A 14812-nucleotide genomic window follows, 5' to 3' on the forward strand; every position below is an offset into this window, starting at 1 on the left:
GACAGCCGGCCTGGTTCTCTGGCTGTACGCCGATCCAATTGTGGGAGCGAGCTTGCTCGCGATGACGGCAGCCAATACAACTTAGTTGTCACTGGACTCCCGCTATCGCGAGCAAGCTCGCTCCCACAGTGATTGCTCGGGCTTCTCTTAGGTCTCGGCTTGCATCATGAATACCTGCCTCACCTCAACCACATCCAATGCTCGATTCGCCAGCAACTGGCTCAGCTCGATCATTTGCTGGACCCCTAGCGCGATATGCCGTCGCGAGCCCTCCATATCGAACGCCAGATCACTGACCATGGCGTTGGCCGAGGCCAGGGTCTCGCTGAGGTTGGCGAGCAGGCATTCGGCGTCGATGTTAGGGGCGATGACGAAAAGGGTGTCGGGTGTGTAGCCAGTTTCTTTGTCGGCTTTGGGTTTGAGGTAATAGTCCAGGGCACGAGTGGCCGCGTCGTCGAGTTTCTTGGCGTTGGCCGATTGGCTGCGGGATGTATGGTCTTTTTCAGGGGGATTCGGAGTTGGTTTGGTCATAGTCTTGGATCCTTAAGTTGGAGCCACTACCGATCCGCTACTAAACGAGATGGGCGGCAGCTGTACGCAGGTTAGTAGACCGGGGATCCAAGAAACCGGCGCGCCCGAGGGCGCCCTGCGCACAGCTACCATTGAGCGTAGGTAAGAAATACCTGGCTGAATAGAGCAATGTTCGTCTTGGAATGCCGGGCTACTAAACCCGATCACTGATGGGCAGTGACAGGATCAAAAGTACCGATGGGATCCAAGGTGGACAAGCCGGCGGATTCTGGCGTAGTTGTAGGCAGAGGCGCAAGGCGACGTAGCCTCGTGTCGCACATTTGAAGGGCGCAGGGTTGGGCCGTTTCTCACGAGGTTGTAGGGGAAATTTCCCAAGTGTCGGAAGACATGACGCTTGGTCGCAACACCGTTCACTTGAGCGTTGAATTGAATCCGTGGCGAGGGAGCTTGCTCCCGCTTGAGCGCGAAGCGCTCACAAAGTTGGCCGCCCTACGCAGCCAGCGAGAGTGCTGCTTACAGCTTGCATCGGCGTTGAATGTACCGCCGTCTTCGCGAGCAAGCCCGCTCCCACAGTTTTACCGAGGTGTTCACAGAGATCGCATGCACCCCAAATCCCCTGTGGGAGCGAGCTTGCTCGCGATAGCGGTGGTTCAGCTTGCGTTGATGTTGGAGGGAAGCAGTTCGTCGTCGATATGCATGCTTATGCAAAACAGCATTTGTCTTCTGCAAAAAGAACAAGCATCATGCGCGTTATGCAAAAACGCAACGTTTCTACCGTATTAAGAGCATTGCTCGATCAGCACGGGATCTCCCCTACGGAGCTTCACCGTCGTACCGGCGTGCCTCAGTCCACCCTCTCCCGGATCCTCAGCGGCAAGATTGTCGATCCTTCGGATAAACACATCTCGAAGATCGCCGAATACTTCGCCGTGAGCACCGACCAGTTGCGCGGGCGCGCGGACGTTGTGCCTATTGGCAGCGCCCGCCGCGACGAGCCGCATTCCGAACTCAAGGACATAAGCCTGTGGGATGACGATACTCCCGTCGAGGAAGACGAGGTGTCGGTCCCTTTTCTGCGTGAGGTTGAATTGGCTGCTGGATCAGGAAGATTCGTCATCGAGGAAAGCGAGCGCTCTAGCCTGCGCTTCGGCAAGCGTAGCCTGCGCCATAACGGCGTGCAGTTCGACCAGGCCAAATGCGTGACGGTGCGCGGCAACAGCATGTTGCCGGTGCTGCGCGATGGGGCCACGGTCGGGGTGAACGCAGGCAAGTGCGGGATCGGCGACATCGTCGACGGCGACCTCTATGCCATCAACCACAACGGCCAACTGCGGGTGAAGCAGCTTTACCGCCTGCCCACTGGCATCCGCCTGCGTAGCTTCAACCGCGACGAGCATCCGGATGAGGACTACACCTTCCAGGAAATGCAGGATGAGCAAATCGTCATCCTCGGCCACGTCTTCTGGTGGGGCATGTACGCCCGCTAACCCCTCCGCTGTCAGATAAAACCCGCCGCCGTGCGGGTTTTTTTTCGCCTCTGAAAATCCTCTGCCCCCTGTGTTTACTGGCTATCGATGCGTCAGTGCATCCGCAGCGCATAAATAAATGCATTTACGCATTGACTGTATATGCATGCATGCATATTCTGTGTCCAAGCCGCTCGACAAAGCGGTTGGCAACAAAGCTCTTTAGTTCCACCAACAGGCAGCGATGAACCGGCCTTAACGGTTCAGAGGGTTGGCAACTGACCCGGGTGTGCAGCGTAAAGCACCAGAAGCAGTTATCCGGCGGGCAGGGACCGCGGTCGGAGGAACAATTTGAATGGATCCGTACCGCGCCAGTCGCGCCGAAAGATCAAGCGCATTACTGAAAAGCCTGGGCAACCGGGCTTTTTGGAATGCCTGTGCCGTGAGGCACTTCAAACCGCCGCCAATGGGAGGGCTTTCAATGCTGAAGGATTTCAGATGCGGTAGCTGCAAAAGGCTTCTGGCCCGCATGGGCGAGAACACCGAACTCCAGATCAAATGTTCCCGATGCGGGACGTTGAATCATGTGAAGGCCCTTGAGCCTCGAGTGATCGCCAGAGAGCGAGATGAGCGCTGTTGATCAACCGCGCGATCAATCTATAACTCAAGAGGTGAATCATGAATCGTTTCAAGAAATACGTTGCCCCGCTGTTGCTATCCATTGCGCTGCTCGGTGTTGGGAGCAACGCTAGCGCCGCCAACCTTCTGGTCAACGGCAGCTTCGAACAGCCAGGCTGCAGCGGCAGTTGCATCCTCGATACCCCGGCGAAAGCCAATTTCATCACCGGTTGGACGACGTTTCTGTCCGGTGCTGAGTACTTCAATATGCCCGCTTCGATCGGGGGTTCCGTGGCTGCGGATGGCGTTGTGATTGTCGACCTGGCCAATTATGTCTACGGCAACGGCGGTGGTATCCAGCAGAACTTCGCCACCACGGTCGGGGCCAAGTACCGATTGACCTTCAGCGCGGGTAATTCGCGCTACGCCAGCCGCTCCGGCGACGGCACCATTCAGGTCAAGGTGGCGGGGCAAAGTGTCACCTTCAACACGCCGTCGGCCAAAGGTACCTCCGTGGAGTGGAGCACCCTCACGTATGACTTCACGGCCACTTCGGCTCAAACGACTTTGGCGTTCTCCAATGAGCAGAACCCTTACGCCAACTTCGCCTTCATCGACAACGTCAGCGTTGAGCCACTGTAAACCAACGATTGTCCTGCGAAGACCCGCCGCCCTCAAACACTCATCCATCACCCCCCAGGAGGCGTGACATGACAAACGAGCAACAAGCGTTGCTGGACATGCCGATCTGGCTGGTCATCGTGCTCGCCCTGGTGGGTGGGGTGTCCGGCGAGATGTGGCGTGCTGACAAAGAGGGCGCCCGCGGCTGGCCGTTGCTGCGCCGCGTGGTGCTGCGCTCCGGTGCCTGCGTGGTCTGTGGAGTTTCGGCAACCATGTTGTTGTATGCCCTCGGTATGTCGATCTGGAGTGCTTGCGCCCTGGGTTGCCTGACCGCCATGGCCGGTGCCGATGTGGCGATCGGTCTTTACGAACGCTGGGTCGCCAAGCGGATTGGCGTTTGCGAAGTGCCACCGCGGGACGTTCCTCCCGACCAGCCATGAATCGCCATCGTTGATCCATACACAAGGAGGCGATCAATGCCCGTCCTTATCGAAAAACCGTCGCAGCTGTTCGCCGCCATTGCCCAGACGCTGCGCGCCACTTACCCCACTTTGAAAATCGGCAGCCCCCGGGATTTCGATGGCACCGACGACCAACCCTGGGTGCTGATTGCCATTGAGCGTGATGCGTCAGGCAACCGCGCCAACGACGGGCGTATCGCCCATGTCCTGACGGTTTCCCTGCAAGTGGTCATGGCCGTTGCGGGATGGGAGGCGTGCGATCTGGCCGGAGAGCTGAAACACCTGGTCGTGGATAACCGCTGGGGACTGTCGGGGGATCAATGCGATCTGCCCACGGAGATCGATAGCCTCCCGTCCACGTTCATCAACCCAGCACGGGCGTATACGGCCTGGACCCTTTCATTTACCCAAACCCTGTACCTCGGCCCGACGCTGCTGGAGGACCCGCTGGGCATCCCGAAATTTGCTCGTACCTGGGAAGTGTCGAACATCGACGACCCGGCTCAATACACCGCACTCGAGGAATGACCCATGTTTGATGCGCTGTTACGGATGCATCTGGGGCCGATCATCGAGCGTCTGGCCGAGATGGAAACCGAGCTGGAAGACTTGCATCGGCGTGCCGACAGTTTTTGTCGCATCGGCGTCTGCCAGGAGGTCGATGCGGCCAGCAACACCTGCAAGGTCAGTCATGGTGGGCTGATGACCCCGGCAATCCGTTTTTTCAACCCAAGTGCCGGCGCCCAGAGCGAGTCGCGGATTCCGTCCGTCGGCGAGCAGTGCCTGTTGCTGAACCATGGCGGCGGCGAGGGCGGTGGACAGTCGGTGGCGTTGTTCGGCCTCAACGGTGGGCAATTCCCGCCCGTTTCGACCCAGGCCTCGCTGACCCGTCGCCTGTATCAGGACGGCACGGAAAACGGCTACGACCACGCCAGCCATGTCCTGCATTGGCAAAACGGCCCAGCGACATTCACCGGTTCCCGTGAATCCCTCGAATTGAGCATTGGCCCGTCGAGATTGGCGATGACCCCCGAGGCCATTGAATTGCACCTGGGCGCCGTCGGCCTGCGGCTCGACGCTTCCGGTGTGCATTTGAGCGGCCCGGTGGTGGATCACCAAGGACGCGTCATCAGTACCGCATAAAGGCCTTCCCATGATCGGAATCGATAGAAACACCGGCGCCACGGTCGACGACTGGCTGCAGTTCGTGCAGCGCGCCACCCGGGCACTGACCACGCCGTTGGGCACTCGCCAGAAGCGCCCGTTATATGGCTGCGCACTCACGCAGTTGCTGGGGCAGAACCTCGGCGACGACTTGCTGATTCTTGCCCAGAGCCACGCGGCCCAGGCCTTTTACAACCAGGAAAACGGTATCGGTGATTTCGAGCCGCAGGTCATTGTCGCCAGCCGACACGGCGCCGGCTTGTTGTTGCGCTTCGCCGGCACCTGGAAAAACCGCAAACAGACTTTCGAGGTGGTGACATGAGCATGTTGATACCCGGCCAGAACCAGTTGGCCGAACCGGCCATCGTCACCGTCGAAGCGTTCGAGGATCTGCTCGCCGAATTCAAGACCTTCGTGGTCGAGTACGTCGGCGCACGCTCTCCCGAGAGCGCGGCGAAGCTGGTGGACAGCCTGGAAAACGAGAGCGAATTGCTGACCCTGGCCCTTGAGGCGTTCTGTGTCCGGTTGCAAACCCACGAACGCAAATACAACGCTCGCATCAAGCAGATGCTGGCGTGGTGGGCCACTGGCACCAACCTCGATGCGCGCCTCGCGGACATGGGCCTTGAGCGGCAGTTGCTCGATCCCGGCGACCCGGCGGCGTTCCCGCCCATTCCACCGGTCTACGAGAGCGATGACGACGCCCGCTTGCGTTACTACCTGGCGCCGCATGCCCCGGCGGCTGGCTCGCGCATGCAGTATCGGCGGGAGATCTTCACCCTTGGCGAACGGCCTGCCGTGAAGGTGGAAAACGCCGCAGCGGGCGTGGTGACGGTCACCTATACCTTCGACCCGGATGGATACGCGGCGCAGATCAAGGACGGCAACGGACGCCGCACCGCCCCGGGTGAAGTCACGGTCACGGTGCTGTCCCGAGAGGGCGATGGCACACCGTCCGAGGCGCTGCTCGAGGGGGTTCGCCAGCATTTCGCCCGGCCTGATGTGCGACCGGAAACCGATCTGGTCATCGTCCAGGCCGCGCAAATCAAACCCTACAAAATCCGCGTCGTGGCGAAGATCAATGCCGGTCCGGATTCGGGTTTGACCAAGGTCGCTGCCGAGCAGCAATTGCAGGCGTACGCCGAGGCCTGTCATCGCCTGGAAGGGCGAGTGGATCCGAGCTGGATCGACTACACGCTGCACAGTGCGGGCGCGGTTCAGTTGCAGATTCTCGAACCGCTGGCGCCGATTGTGACGACGGCTTTCCAAGCCCCGTACTGCACGGGTGTCGAGGTCGAGGTGGATACGTTATGAGTGACGACACACTTCGCCCGAGCCTGCTGCCGGCCAACAGCTCGCCGCTGGAAAGGGCCCTCGATCTGGGTTTCGCCCGGTTGCTCGAGCGCGTTGATCCGCCGTTTCCCGAGTTGATGAACCCGGTGGCCACGCCCTTGGCGTTCCTGCCGTATCTCGCGGCGGATCGCGGAGTGAGCGAGTGGAGCACGACGGCGCCCGAGGCGGAAAAGCGCCTGACCGTTGAGCTCGCCTGGCCCACCGCCCGCCAGGCCGGAACGCGAAAGGCGCTGGAAAACGCCGCCAAGGGTTTGCAACTGATGCCTGAAGTGCGCGCCTGGTATGAGCAAACACCACCCGGCCCGCCCTACAGTTTTTCCGTCAGGGCATTTACCGAGCAACCCTACAGCGAAGCCATCGACGCCCGTCTCGACCGCCGCCTGGCCGACGCCAAAAGTGAGCGTGACACCCTGACGGTTTCCGTTGGCTTGAGTGCCTTCGGCCGTCACGTCATCGGTGCCGTGACGCTGTGCGGCGAGCTGACCACGGTTTATCCAATCGTCATCGAAGGGCTTGAAGCCTCGGGCCAGGCCTTCATGGCGGCCGGGCTCTACACCGTCGAAACCTCCACTATTTATCCACAGGGGTCCTAAATGGCCGACTACTACACCCTGCTCACTGATGCGGGGATCGCTTACGAAACCGCCTGCAAGGCGGCGGGCACACCAATCAAGCTGTCGCAGATTTCTGTCGGCGACGGTGGTGGTGCGCAATACAACCCGGCCGCAACCGCTACGGCGCTCAAACGAGAGGTCTGGCGCGGGCCGCTCAATGCGCTGTTCCAGGATGAGAAAAACCCGAGCTGGTTGCTGGCTGAAGTCACCATCCCGCCTGAAGTGGGCGGCTGGTATGTGCGTGAGGCCGGGATCTGGACCGATACCGGGATTCTGTACGCGATCGTCAAGTATCCGGAGTCGTTCAAGCCAGTGTTGGCGACTTCCGGTTCGGGCAAAGAGTTTTATATCCGGTCGATTTTCGAGACCAGTAATGCTGAGTTGGTGACGTTGCTGATTGACGATACGGTGGTCAAGGCGACGCGGGCCTGGGTTGCCAGCTATGTGGCCGACGAACTCGCCAAGCTCGACAGGAAGCAGTCTGTGCGGGTAGCGACGACGGCCAATATTGTTTTGAGTGGCGCGCAGGCGATTGACGGTGTTGCCGTGGTTGCTGGGGATCGGGTGCTTGTTAAAGCTCAGACCTTGGCGAAAGACAACGGCATCTATGTCGCTGCAAACAGCGCATGGGTTCGTGCGAAGGATGCCGATGCGAGTGCCGAGGTCACCTCGGGATTGATCGTTTCGGTGGAGGAGGGCGCGACGCTTGCCAATACGATCTGGCAGTTGATTACCGACGGCGTGATTGTGCTGGGTACTACGGCGTTGATGTTTCAGAACATCACTCAAGGGTTTGCGCCGCTTAATTCGCCGGTGCTGGTAAACCCCACGGCAAATACACCGGCGCTATTCGACAACACCAAGTCGATCGCGACGACTGAATACGTCATGCGTGCCAGTGGCAATTATCGCGGTTTTACCAATGCGACGGCAGCAGCCACGTTGACCGCGGCTGCCGCTGGCACGCTGGTTACGGCCATCGGGTCGTTCACACTCACCTTGCCGCCGGTCAACGCTTTACCCTACGGTGGCGCGATCCACTTCCGCAATATTGGTAGCGGCATTGTTACTGTCGTTTGTGCCGGTACTGACAACATAAACTCAGGCGCCGGTCAGATTACGAGTATTGAGTTGCAAGTAGGTGCCACTCTTGAACTGACCGGTAATGGTGCGAGCGCTTGGTGGGCTGCTGGATCCGCGCAATTGCAATACTCCAAGGTATTTGGTGCTACTGCGGCGCAATTCGACAGCAGTAAGTTGTTGGCTACTACCGAGTTTGTGAAGCGAATGGGGGTCGAGTGGTCGAACTTCACCTCGGTGAGCGCCAGTACCGTGCTGGGGAATTCAAGCGCTGGCAGCATCGTCAGTGCGTCATCTGCGACGGCAATCAACGTTACTTTGCCGTCCACCGTCCCAGTAGGGCCAGGAGCCATGATCATGGTTCTGAGTGGTGGGGCTGGTGCTGTCACGCTGCTGGCTTCGAATGGCGAGCAGATTACTAATTCGAGCGGAAGTGCGATAACACCTGTTTTGGGGCAGGGTGATTTCGCGATGTTGACCAGATTGAGCGGCGAGTGGCGATTGGTTGGCGGTACCGCTGCGTTGAGGTTCTCCAATGTGTTTGCCGCAACTTTTGGAAACACCGCCAATCAGGTATTACCAAGCGGCTGGATATTCAAAATCGGACATGCATCAACGGATGTCGCGACAGGAACAGTGCCGGTAACGTTTCCCGTCGCATTTCCTACAGCCTGCATGTATGTGGGGGCGATCTATGCCGGAGGCAGTTCCGCGACGAATCCGTCCCTTTGTCAATCCGGAATACCGACCCGTACAGGTTTTACGGGTTACATCACTAATGTGGCTGGCAATAACTCTGCTGTCACTGTGGGTGGTTATAACTGGCTAGCCATTGGCTACTGAGGGGACTATGTTCGCAAAATGGATTGAAGAAGACGGTCGATTTGCCTTCGAGTTAACTGATAACGGGGGCATTGAGATATCTGATGAAGATCATGCGGCGCTCTTTGAGCCGCGACAGGGGGGAAAAATCATCGGCAGGGGGCCTGATGGTTGTCCGCAATTGCAAGACCCACCATTGCCGACGCCAACAGAGCTATCGCTCGTTGAGCGCGCATGGCGCAATAGGCAGCTCTCACTTACTGACGCAATGGTAACGCGTCATCGAGATGAGCTGGAAGAAGGGGCCGAAACCACGCTTTCGGTTGAGCAATATACTGAGCTGCAAGCGTATCGCCGGGATCTACGTAACTGGCCTGAGGCTGGGGAGTTTCCGCTGAATGAACATCGTCCGCTCGCTCCGCTTTGGCTAGCTGAGCAATCCCAATAAACGCCCCGCACCGACGGGGCGTTTTCTTATCCGTCAAACAATCCACAACACCCAACAGCCCCTTCCTAAAAAGGGGCTTTTTCGTATCTGGAGAACCCCAAATGGCACTACGCCAAACCTACACCGTACTCCTCCCATTCCCCACCGGCGGCGGCCATTGGTCGAGCGTCGGCCAGGAACTCGACCTGCTCGATGTGGAGGCCAACGCGTTGCGCAGCGCTGGTCGTCTGGAGCTGAAAAAAACCGAGGCCGCTGAATCGGCTTCTACATCCAACCCGGCCAAAAAGGCCGCTGCCAAGAAGGCTGAATAACCATGGCTGAGGTTTTGAACTTCGAGCACAACGGCATTACCGTCAATGCCACTGAATCTCCCGAGGCCATGGGTGGCCTGGGTGACAACGTCATCGGGCTGGTCGGCACTGCGCCGAACGCCAACCCGCTGATTCCGAAAAACACCCCGTTCCGCATCAACAGCTTCACCACCCAGGCCCAGTTGGACCCGACCGGTGCCGAGGCGGGCACGCTGTTCCAGGCGGTCTACCAGATCCTCAAAGTGGTCAAGGTGCCGGTCTACGTGGTCATCGTCGAGGAAGGCGCGACGCTGGCCGACACGCAGAACAATGTGATCGGCGGCATCGAGGCGCAGACCGGTCGCAAGCTGGGCCTGGCGGCGTTGAGTGGCGTTGCCGAAGACCTGACCATCATCGGCGCGCCGGGCTTCACCGGCACCAAGGCCGTGGCCAGCGAGTTCGCCTCGTTCGGCAAGCGCATCAAGGCGCGTGTGGTGCTCGACGGCAAGGATGCCTCGGTCGCTGATCAAGTGACTTACAGCCAGGAGCTGGGCGGCGCGGACCTGGGTTTCGACCGTTGCCTGGTGGTGCACAACATGCCGGCGGTGTACTCCAAGGCGGCGAAGAAAAACGTCTTCCTGGCACCTTCCAGTCTGGCCATCGCCGCGCTGGCCAAGGTCAAGCAATGGGAGAGCCCGGGCAACCAGGTCACCTACGCCGAAGATGTCTCGCGCACCGTCGAATACAACATTCTCGACACCTCCACCGAGGGCGATCTGCTCAACCGCTACGGCGTCAGCTACTACGCCCGCACCATCCTCGGCGGCTTCTCGCTGTTGGGTAACCGCTCCATCACCGGCAAGTTCATCAGCTACGTCGGCCTGGAAGATGCCATCAGCCGCAAGCTGGTGAAGGCCGGCCAGAAAGCCATGGCCAAGAACCTGACCAAGTCGTTCATGGACCAGGAGGTCAAGCGCATCAACGACTGGCTGCAAACCCTGGTCGCCGACGAAACCATCCCCGGCGGCAGCGTGTACCTGCACCCGGAATTGAACAGCGTCGAGAAGTACAAGAACGGCACCTGGTACGTGGTCATCGACTACGGCCGCTATGCGCCGAACGAACACATGATTTATCAACTCAATGCCCGCGATGAAATCATCGAGCAGTTCCTGGAGGACGTTCTCTAATGTTTACCAACCGCGTAAGACAGGCCATCGCGGCCACCCTGCAAGGCCTGCCGTTGTCGGCGACGGTGGAAGATTTCACTCCGCCGAAGATCGAGTTCGAGATGGAAGAGATGCGTGGCGGCCGTTTCATTGGCGAGGAAATGGCCAAGGGCGGTAAGGTGCTGACGGCCAAGTTGACGCTGCAAGGTCTCGGCCCGGAAATCATGCTGGCGCTAGGCGTGAGCGTGGGCGACGACATTCTGCTGAACGTGCGTGAAGCTGGCCAGGATCAGGATGGCAACACCTGGTTCACCTACCACACGGTCGGTGGCAAGTTGAAATCCCTCGAGGAAACCCCGCTGAAAATGACCGAGAAGCCCAAGACCAACCTTGAGCTGTCCTGCCGCACCTACAACCGTCTGGAAAACGGCGTCCCGGTGATCGACATCGACGTGCGCACCCAGAAGTTCGTGCTCAACGGCGTCGACATCCTCGGTGATGCGCGTCGTGCGGTGTTGTTGCCTTAAACGCCAGCCAGCCGGCTGAACAAAACCCTGTGGGAGCGAGCTTGCTCGCGATAGCGGTGAGTCAGCCAACATCAATGCTGACTGATCCGCTGCTATCGCGAGCAAGCTCGCTCCCACAGGGGGCACATCTTGACTGACCGGCATTGCGCAACACCTTCCCAGTACCCACCAAGGAATTCACTTCATGTCCTGGACGCCTCCTGTTCACGTCCTGCTGTCGCCGATCACCGCTGACGACGAGTCGCAGATCGAGCAGCTCCCACTCAAACCCTTGTTCTACGCGGCGCAGAAAGACGCCCTGGCCCGTGCCGGCGATGATGAAGACGAGCAGTTTTTCGAACTGGCCAAACTGGCCACCGGCCTGTCGACCAAGGAGCTGGATCAGCTCAAGCGTCCGGACTACGTCAGCATTGCCCAGTACGTGCACGACATGTCCACGCGCCCGGCGTCCTACTTTTTGGATGACCCACAGGCCGATCCCGACCAGGTGCAACTGCTGCAACCGCTCAACGTAGCGGGCCGCAACTTGACGTCGCTGACCCTGGAAATGCCGGTGCTGCGTGCGACCAAGGCGATGAAGAAACTGAAGACGGCCAAGGAACGCGCCGAGTTCATCACCGCCCATTGCACCGGCCTGATGATTCCCGATCTGGACCTGCTGAGCGTGCCCGACTGGACGCAACTTCAGGTGCGCATCGACGATTTTTTAAACAAACCGGCGGACTACTTTCGGAGCGCGACATCGAAGTAATCCTCGATGTGGTGCCGCTCATTTACCCGGTAAGTGAGGCGGAGATTCTGGAGTGGGACGCCGGCAAGGCCTTGCGCCGTTACGACATCGCGATCACTCGCCTTGGCGTGAAACAGGAGTAGAGCGGGATGGCGGACGATAGATATTCGCTCAAATACGCAGCCTTCAATGAGAGTGGGTTGGCGTTCGGTAATACCAACCTCACCAGTGGCGTGTCGGCACAAGGCGCGTTCGCCAGGGATCAGCTGTCGAGCCTCGATCTGGCGCTGGAAACGCTCGGGCTCAAGCTCGGGCTGCTGACCACGGCGATAGAGTCGCTGACCGTGAAGCTGTCGGCACAACGATTGTTCTCCCAAACGATGGGCGCCAGCGCCAAGAGTGAGTCGGCCAATGAGCCCAAGGGCAAGCTCAGTGGCGGTGTCGAACCACCGGCGCTGCTCAAGCCGGCGATAGCGATGGATTCGGCCATGGCCGATCTGAAGCTGGCCACCCAGTTTACCCCTCGTCAGATCGCAGAGATGGCTGAGCCGACTCAGCAGATCGCCCGCGCACCGCTGGTGGCGGCCGGTGGGACCAAAGCGGTTGACCTGGTGAGAATCGAAAGCCTGGCAGCCAGTGCTGGCATCGGTCGCGATCTGCCCAATGCATCGGACCGACAGTTCGAACTGTTGCGCTTTGCCAGTGATGTTGGCGTCACTGCATCGGCGTTCAGAAAACCGGCCATGGAAGTCGCCGAGATGATGGTTGGCTGGCGCACCTCCATGAAGCTCAGCGGCGCTCAAGCCTTTGACCTGGCAGATGCCATCAACCAGTTGAGCAAGATCCCCGGTGGAGCAAAACCGGGAGACATCGGCGCCGTCTTGCAACGTGACGGTGCAGCTGCGACGACGGCGGGCCTGGCTCCTGCGCAAGCGGCAGCGTTGACGGCGGCATTGCTCAATACCGGCACGCAACAGGCTGAAGCCGGCGTGGCGCTTGATAACTTCACGACTGCCCTGGGCAAGGGGGATCAGGCCTCTGCCACCGAGCACGCGGCCTGGAAGCAACTGGGCCTGGAACCGAACGCGGTGGCGAGCGGCTTGCGTGACAAGGACACGACGTCTGGCACGGTGATGACGGTGCTCGCGGCCTTGAACGCGCAGCCGGCTGAAAAACGCTCGGCCCTTGCTTCTTCGCTGTTTGGCAGTGGGGATGAAGCGGTGCTGCGCATGGCGCAGAAACTGGCCGATGTGAATGAAGCCTTCGGACAAGTGAAAGACCCGGCCCAATACGCCACGTCGCAGTTGGGTGATAAGGGGTCGGTAAGGCAGGACGCGTTGGCGCTGTCGAATACCCAGCAAGGCCAGTGGAATGTCTTGGATGCACGTGCTGAGCGTCTGTCGGTGGCTACGGGCGATGCCCTGGCGCCCGTGGCGGATAGCTCGCTTCAGGCGTTGGGTTCGCTGGCCGATGGCATGAGTGAATTGGCTGAGTCCTCACCTAAAGCCTCCGCTGCAGTTGTGCTTGTCGCCGCAGCGATCAAACCGCTGGTGAGTGCGTTGCTCAAAGCCGTAGGGGATGAGGTGTCCAATCAGGTGGCCAAGCGGGTGCTGGGTAAGGCTGCCCCGTACCTTCCCGGCCAATTGGGTGAGGTGATCTCCGAAGACTTCAGAAAAAATCCTCGTGGGGACAAGCTGGATCCAAGCAATGCCAGCCAGCGTCCCGAATCCACGGGAAGGCCGAAAATACGCGTCAGTACACGAGGCTCACGGGGGAGCGCAGGGCGTTTTTCACTCGGTCCAACGGCGTCATTACGCGCGATGACTCGCCGTGCGCCCGGCCCATTAAAAGTAGTCGGCGCTGTCGCTGACGTGGCCGAGGGTGTGCTTACCGGCGACAAGCGAATGATGGGCGCAGGCCTGGGAGCCGCCGGTGGCGGCTGGGCAGGTGCTGCTGCGGGGTCTGCGGCCGGTGCCGCTTTGGGTAGTGTCGTTCCGGTGATCGGCACTGCCATTGGTGGTGTGCTTGGCGGACTGCTGGGCGGCTGGTTGGGGAGCGATGCCGGCGCGTCTCTTGGCGAAAAGCTCGTCGCCCCCGTCGACAGACTCGCCGCTCCAGACCAGATCAGCAAGGACCTGGCCAGCGCCCAGACCACCACACAACAGAACACCATGACCGCAAACATCTACATCAACGGCCAGGACCAGGCCAGCGCCAGTCAGTTGGCCAACCTGGTGGTGCAACAGCTCTCGGGCCAATTCGGCTTAACGACCATGCCCAACACACTCGCCATGCGCAGTGATGCGGCCCTGACCGACGGAGGTACGTGATGCGTCAACAAATGGCACTGGGCAGTTTCATTTTCGGCCTGTCCAGAAACTTCGCCTATCACTCCCTGGTACGCACCTCGGACGGCGGCTGGAAGAGCATCGACATCCTCACCAGCAAACCCAAGTCCAGTCAGGTCGGCCAGGGCCTGCAAGGGCTGACGATCACAGGCAAGTCGATGTACTCGATTGCCATGGACCGCCTCGATGAACTGCGGGCATTGCAGGCGCAACGCGTTCCGGTGCCGTTGGTTGATGGCATTGGTCGCAACTGGGGCTTGTGGCAGATCAACAAAGTGACGGAAACCCAGACCGAGATCATTGATGACGGCACCGCGATGGTGGTCGGCTGGGTGATTGAATTAACGGAGTTCGCCAATGCGTAGGGTTCGAAGCATCGCCGGTGATTCGGTGAATCTGTTGCTGTACCGCGAGTTGGAGCGTTGTGACGATGCCACCGAAGAGGCGCTCTGGCTGCTCAATCCGACGCTAGCCGAATGGGGCCCGGTCTTGCCGGCCGGGGTGTGGGTGGTCCTGCCGGAAGTGGATCTCAAGCCTGTCGCACCCACACCGGTTTCGGCCTGGGATTAA

General features: G+C 59.8%; 19 protein-coding genes. 18 read left to right on the forward strand and 1 reads right to left on the reverse strand.

Features of this window, described 5'->3' with window-relative positions; translation table 11 throughout:
* Window positions 1-147 precede the first annotated feature (147 nt).
* Window positions 148-531, reverse strand: coding sequence for a DUF6124 family protein (locus SGN16_RS05860; RefSeq protein WP_335943498.1), 384 nt, complete (start codon window positions 529-531; stop codon window positions 148-150).
* 752 nt (window positions 532-1283) lie between these two features.
* Here SGN16_RS05860 and SGN16_RS05865 point away from each other — a divergent pair.
* The 18 genes from SGN16_RS05865 to SGN16_RS05950 all read left to right on the forward strand — a co-directional run bounded on the left by SGN16_RS05865 (window position 1284) and on the right by SGN16_RS05950 (window position 14812).
* Window positions 1284-2018, forward strand: coding sequence for an XRE family transcriptional regulator (locus SGN16_RS05865; RefSeq protein WP_135847955.1), 735 nt, complete (start codon window positions 1284-1286; stop codon window positions 2016-2018).
* A gap of 460 nt (window positions 2019-2478) precedes the next feature.
* Window positions 2479-2637: a Com family DNA-binding transcriptional regulator gene (locus tag SGN16_RS05870; RefSeq protein WP_135843942.1), complete on the forward strand. Its 159-nt coding sequence runs from the start codon at window positions 2479-2481 to the stop codon at window positions 2635-2637.
* A 38-nt stretch (window positions 2638-2675) separates the two neighbouring features.
* Window positions 2676-3257 (forward strand): DUF642 domain-containing protein, encoded by a 582-nt coding sequence (locus tag SGN16_RS05875; RefSeq protein WP_335943499.1) that lies wholly within the window; start codon window positions 2676-2678, stop codon window positions 3255-3257.
* Window positions 3258-3325: 68 nt separating this feature from the next.
* A complete protein-coding gene (locus SGN16_RS05880) occupies window positions 3326-3676 on the forward strand; it encodes a phage holin family protein (protein WP_123342521.1) in 351 nt (116 codons plus the stop codon).
* Window positions 3677-3712: 36 nt separating this feature from the next.
* Complete coding sequence (locus tag SGN16_RS05885) at window positions 3713-4225, forward strand: hypothetical protein (protein ID WP_210643073.1); 513 nt, start codon at window positions 3713-3715, stop codon at window positions 4223-4225.
* A 3-nt stretch (window positions 4226-4228) separates the two neighbouring features.
* Window positions 4229-4840: a phage baseplate assembly protein V gene (locus SGN16_RS05890; protein WP_335943500.1), complete on the forward strand. Its 612-nt coding sequence runs from the start codon at window positions 4229-4231 to the stop codon at window positions 4838-4840.
* A 10-nt stretch (window positions 4841-4850) separates the two neighbouring features.
* Window positions 4851-5183, forward strand: coding sequence for a phage baseplate protein (locus tag SGN16_RS05895; protein ID WP_335943501.1), 333 nt, complete (start codon window positions 4851-4853; stop codon window positions 5181-5183).
* Window positions 5180-6175 (forward strand): baseplate J/gp47 family protein, encoded by a 996-nt coding sequence (locus SGN16_RS05900; RefSeq protein ID WP_335943502.1) that lies wholly within the window; start codon window positions 5180-5182, stop codon window positions 6173-6175. The genes SGN16_RS05895 and SGN16_RS05900 overlap by 4 nt, the downstream gene beginning before the upstream one ends.
* Window positions 6172-6807: a phage tail protein I gene (locus SGN16_RS05905; protein ID WP_335943503.1), complete on the forward strand. Its 636-nt coding sequence runs from the start codon at window positions 6172-6174 to the stop codon at window positions 6805-6807. Before SGN16_RS05900 ends, SGN16_RS05905 begins: the two co-directional genes overlap by 4 nt.
* Window positions 6808-8751: a phage tail protein gene (locus SGN16_RS05910; protein ID WP_335943504.1), complete on the forward strand. Its 1944-nt coding sequence runs from the start codon at window positions 6808-6810 to the stop codon at window positions 8749-8751.
* 7 nt (window positions 8752-8758) lie between these two features.
* Window positions 8759-9178 carry a phage tail protein gene (locus SGN16_RS05915; protein WP_335943505.1) on the forward strand — a complete coding sequence of 140 codons (420 nt, stop codon included), beginning with the start codon at window positions 8759-8761 and terminating at the stop codon, window positions 9176-9178.
* A gap of 101 nt (window positions 9179-9279) precedes the next feature.
* Entirely contained in the window at window positions 9280-9489 is a 210-nt protein-coding gene (locus SGN16_RS05920) for a hypothetical protein (RefSeq protein WP_335943506.1), read from the forward strand.
* Window positions 9490-9491: 2 nt separating this feature from the next.
* The gene (locus SGN16_RS05925) at window positions 9492-10658 is read left to right on the forward strand and encodes a phage tail protein (protein ID WP_072387869.1); all 1167 of its coding nucleotides are present in this window, start codon (window positions 9492-9494) and stop codon (window positions 10656-10658) included.
* Window positions 10658-11164, forward strand: a complete 507-nt coding sequence (locus SGN16_RS05930) for a phage major tail tube protein (RefSeq protein ID WP_135843954.1) — start codon at window positions 10658-10660, stop codon at window positions 11162-11164. Before SGN16_RS05925 ends, SGN16_RS05930 begins: the two co-directional genes overlap by 1 nt.
* A gap of 184 nt (window positions 11165-11348) precedes the next feature.
* Complete coding sequence (locus tag SGN16_RS05935; protein ID WP_335943507.1) at window positions 11349-11915, forward strand: phage tail assembly protein; 567 nt, start codon at window positions 11349-11351, stop codon at window positions 11913-11915.
* A gap of 128 nt (window positions 11916-12043) precedes the next feature.
* Window positions 12044-14224, forward strand: coding sequence for a phage tail tape measure protein (locus SGN16_RS05940; protein WP_335943508.1), 2181 nt, complete (start codon window positions 12044-12046; stop codon window positions 14222-14224).
* Window positions 14224-14607: a phage tail protein gene (locus SGN16_RS05945; RefSeq protein WP_210643082.1), complete on the forward strand. Its 384-nt coding sequence runs from the start codon at window positions 14224-14226 to the stop codon at window positions 14605-14607. Before SGN16_RS05940 ends, SGN16_RS05945 begins: the two co-directional genes overlap by 1 nt.
* The gene (locus SGN16_RS05950) at window positions 14600-14812 is read left to right on the forward strand and encodes a tail protein X (protein ID WP_210643083.1); all 213 of its coding nucleotides are present in this window, start codon (window positions 14600-14602) and stop codon (window positions 14810-14812) included. The genes SGN16_RS05945 and SGN16_RS05950 overlap by 8 nt, the downstream gene beginning before the upstream one ends.

Source organism: Pseudomonas sp. G166 (assembly GCF_037027455.2).
Classification (GTDB): domain Bacteria; phylum Pseudomonadota; class Gammaproteobacteria; order Pseudomonadales; family Pseudomonadaceae; genus Aquipseudomonas.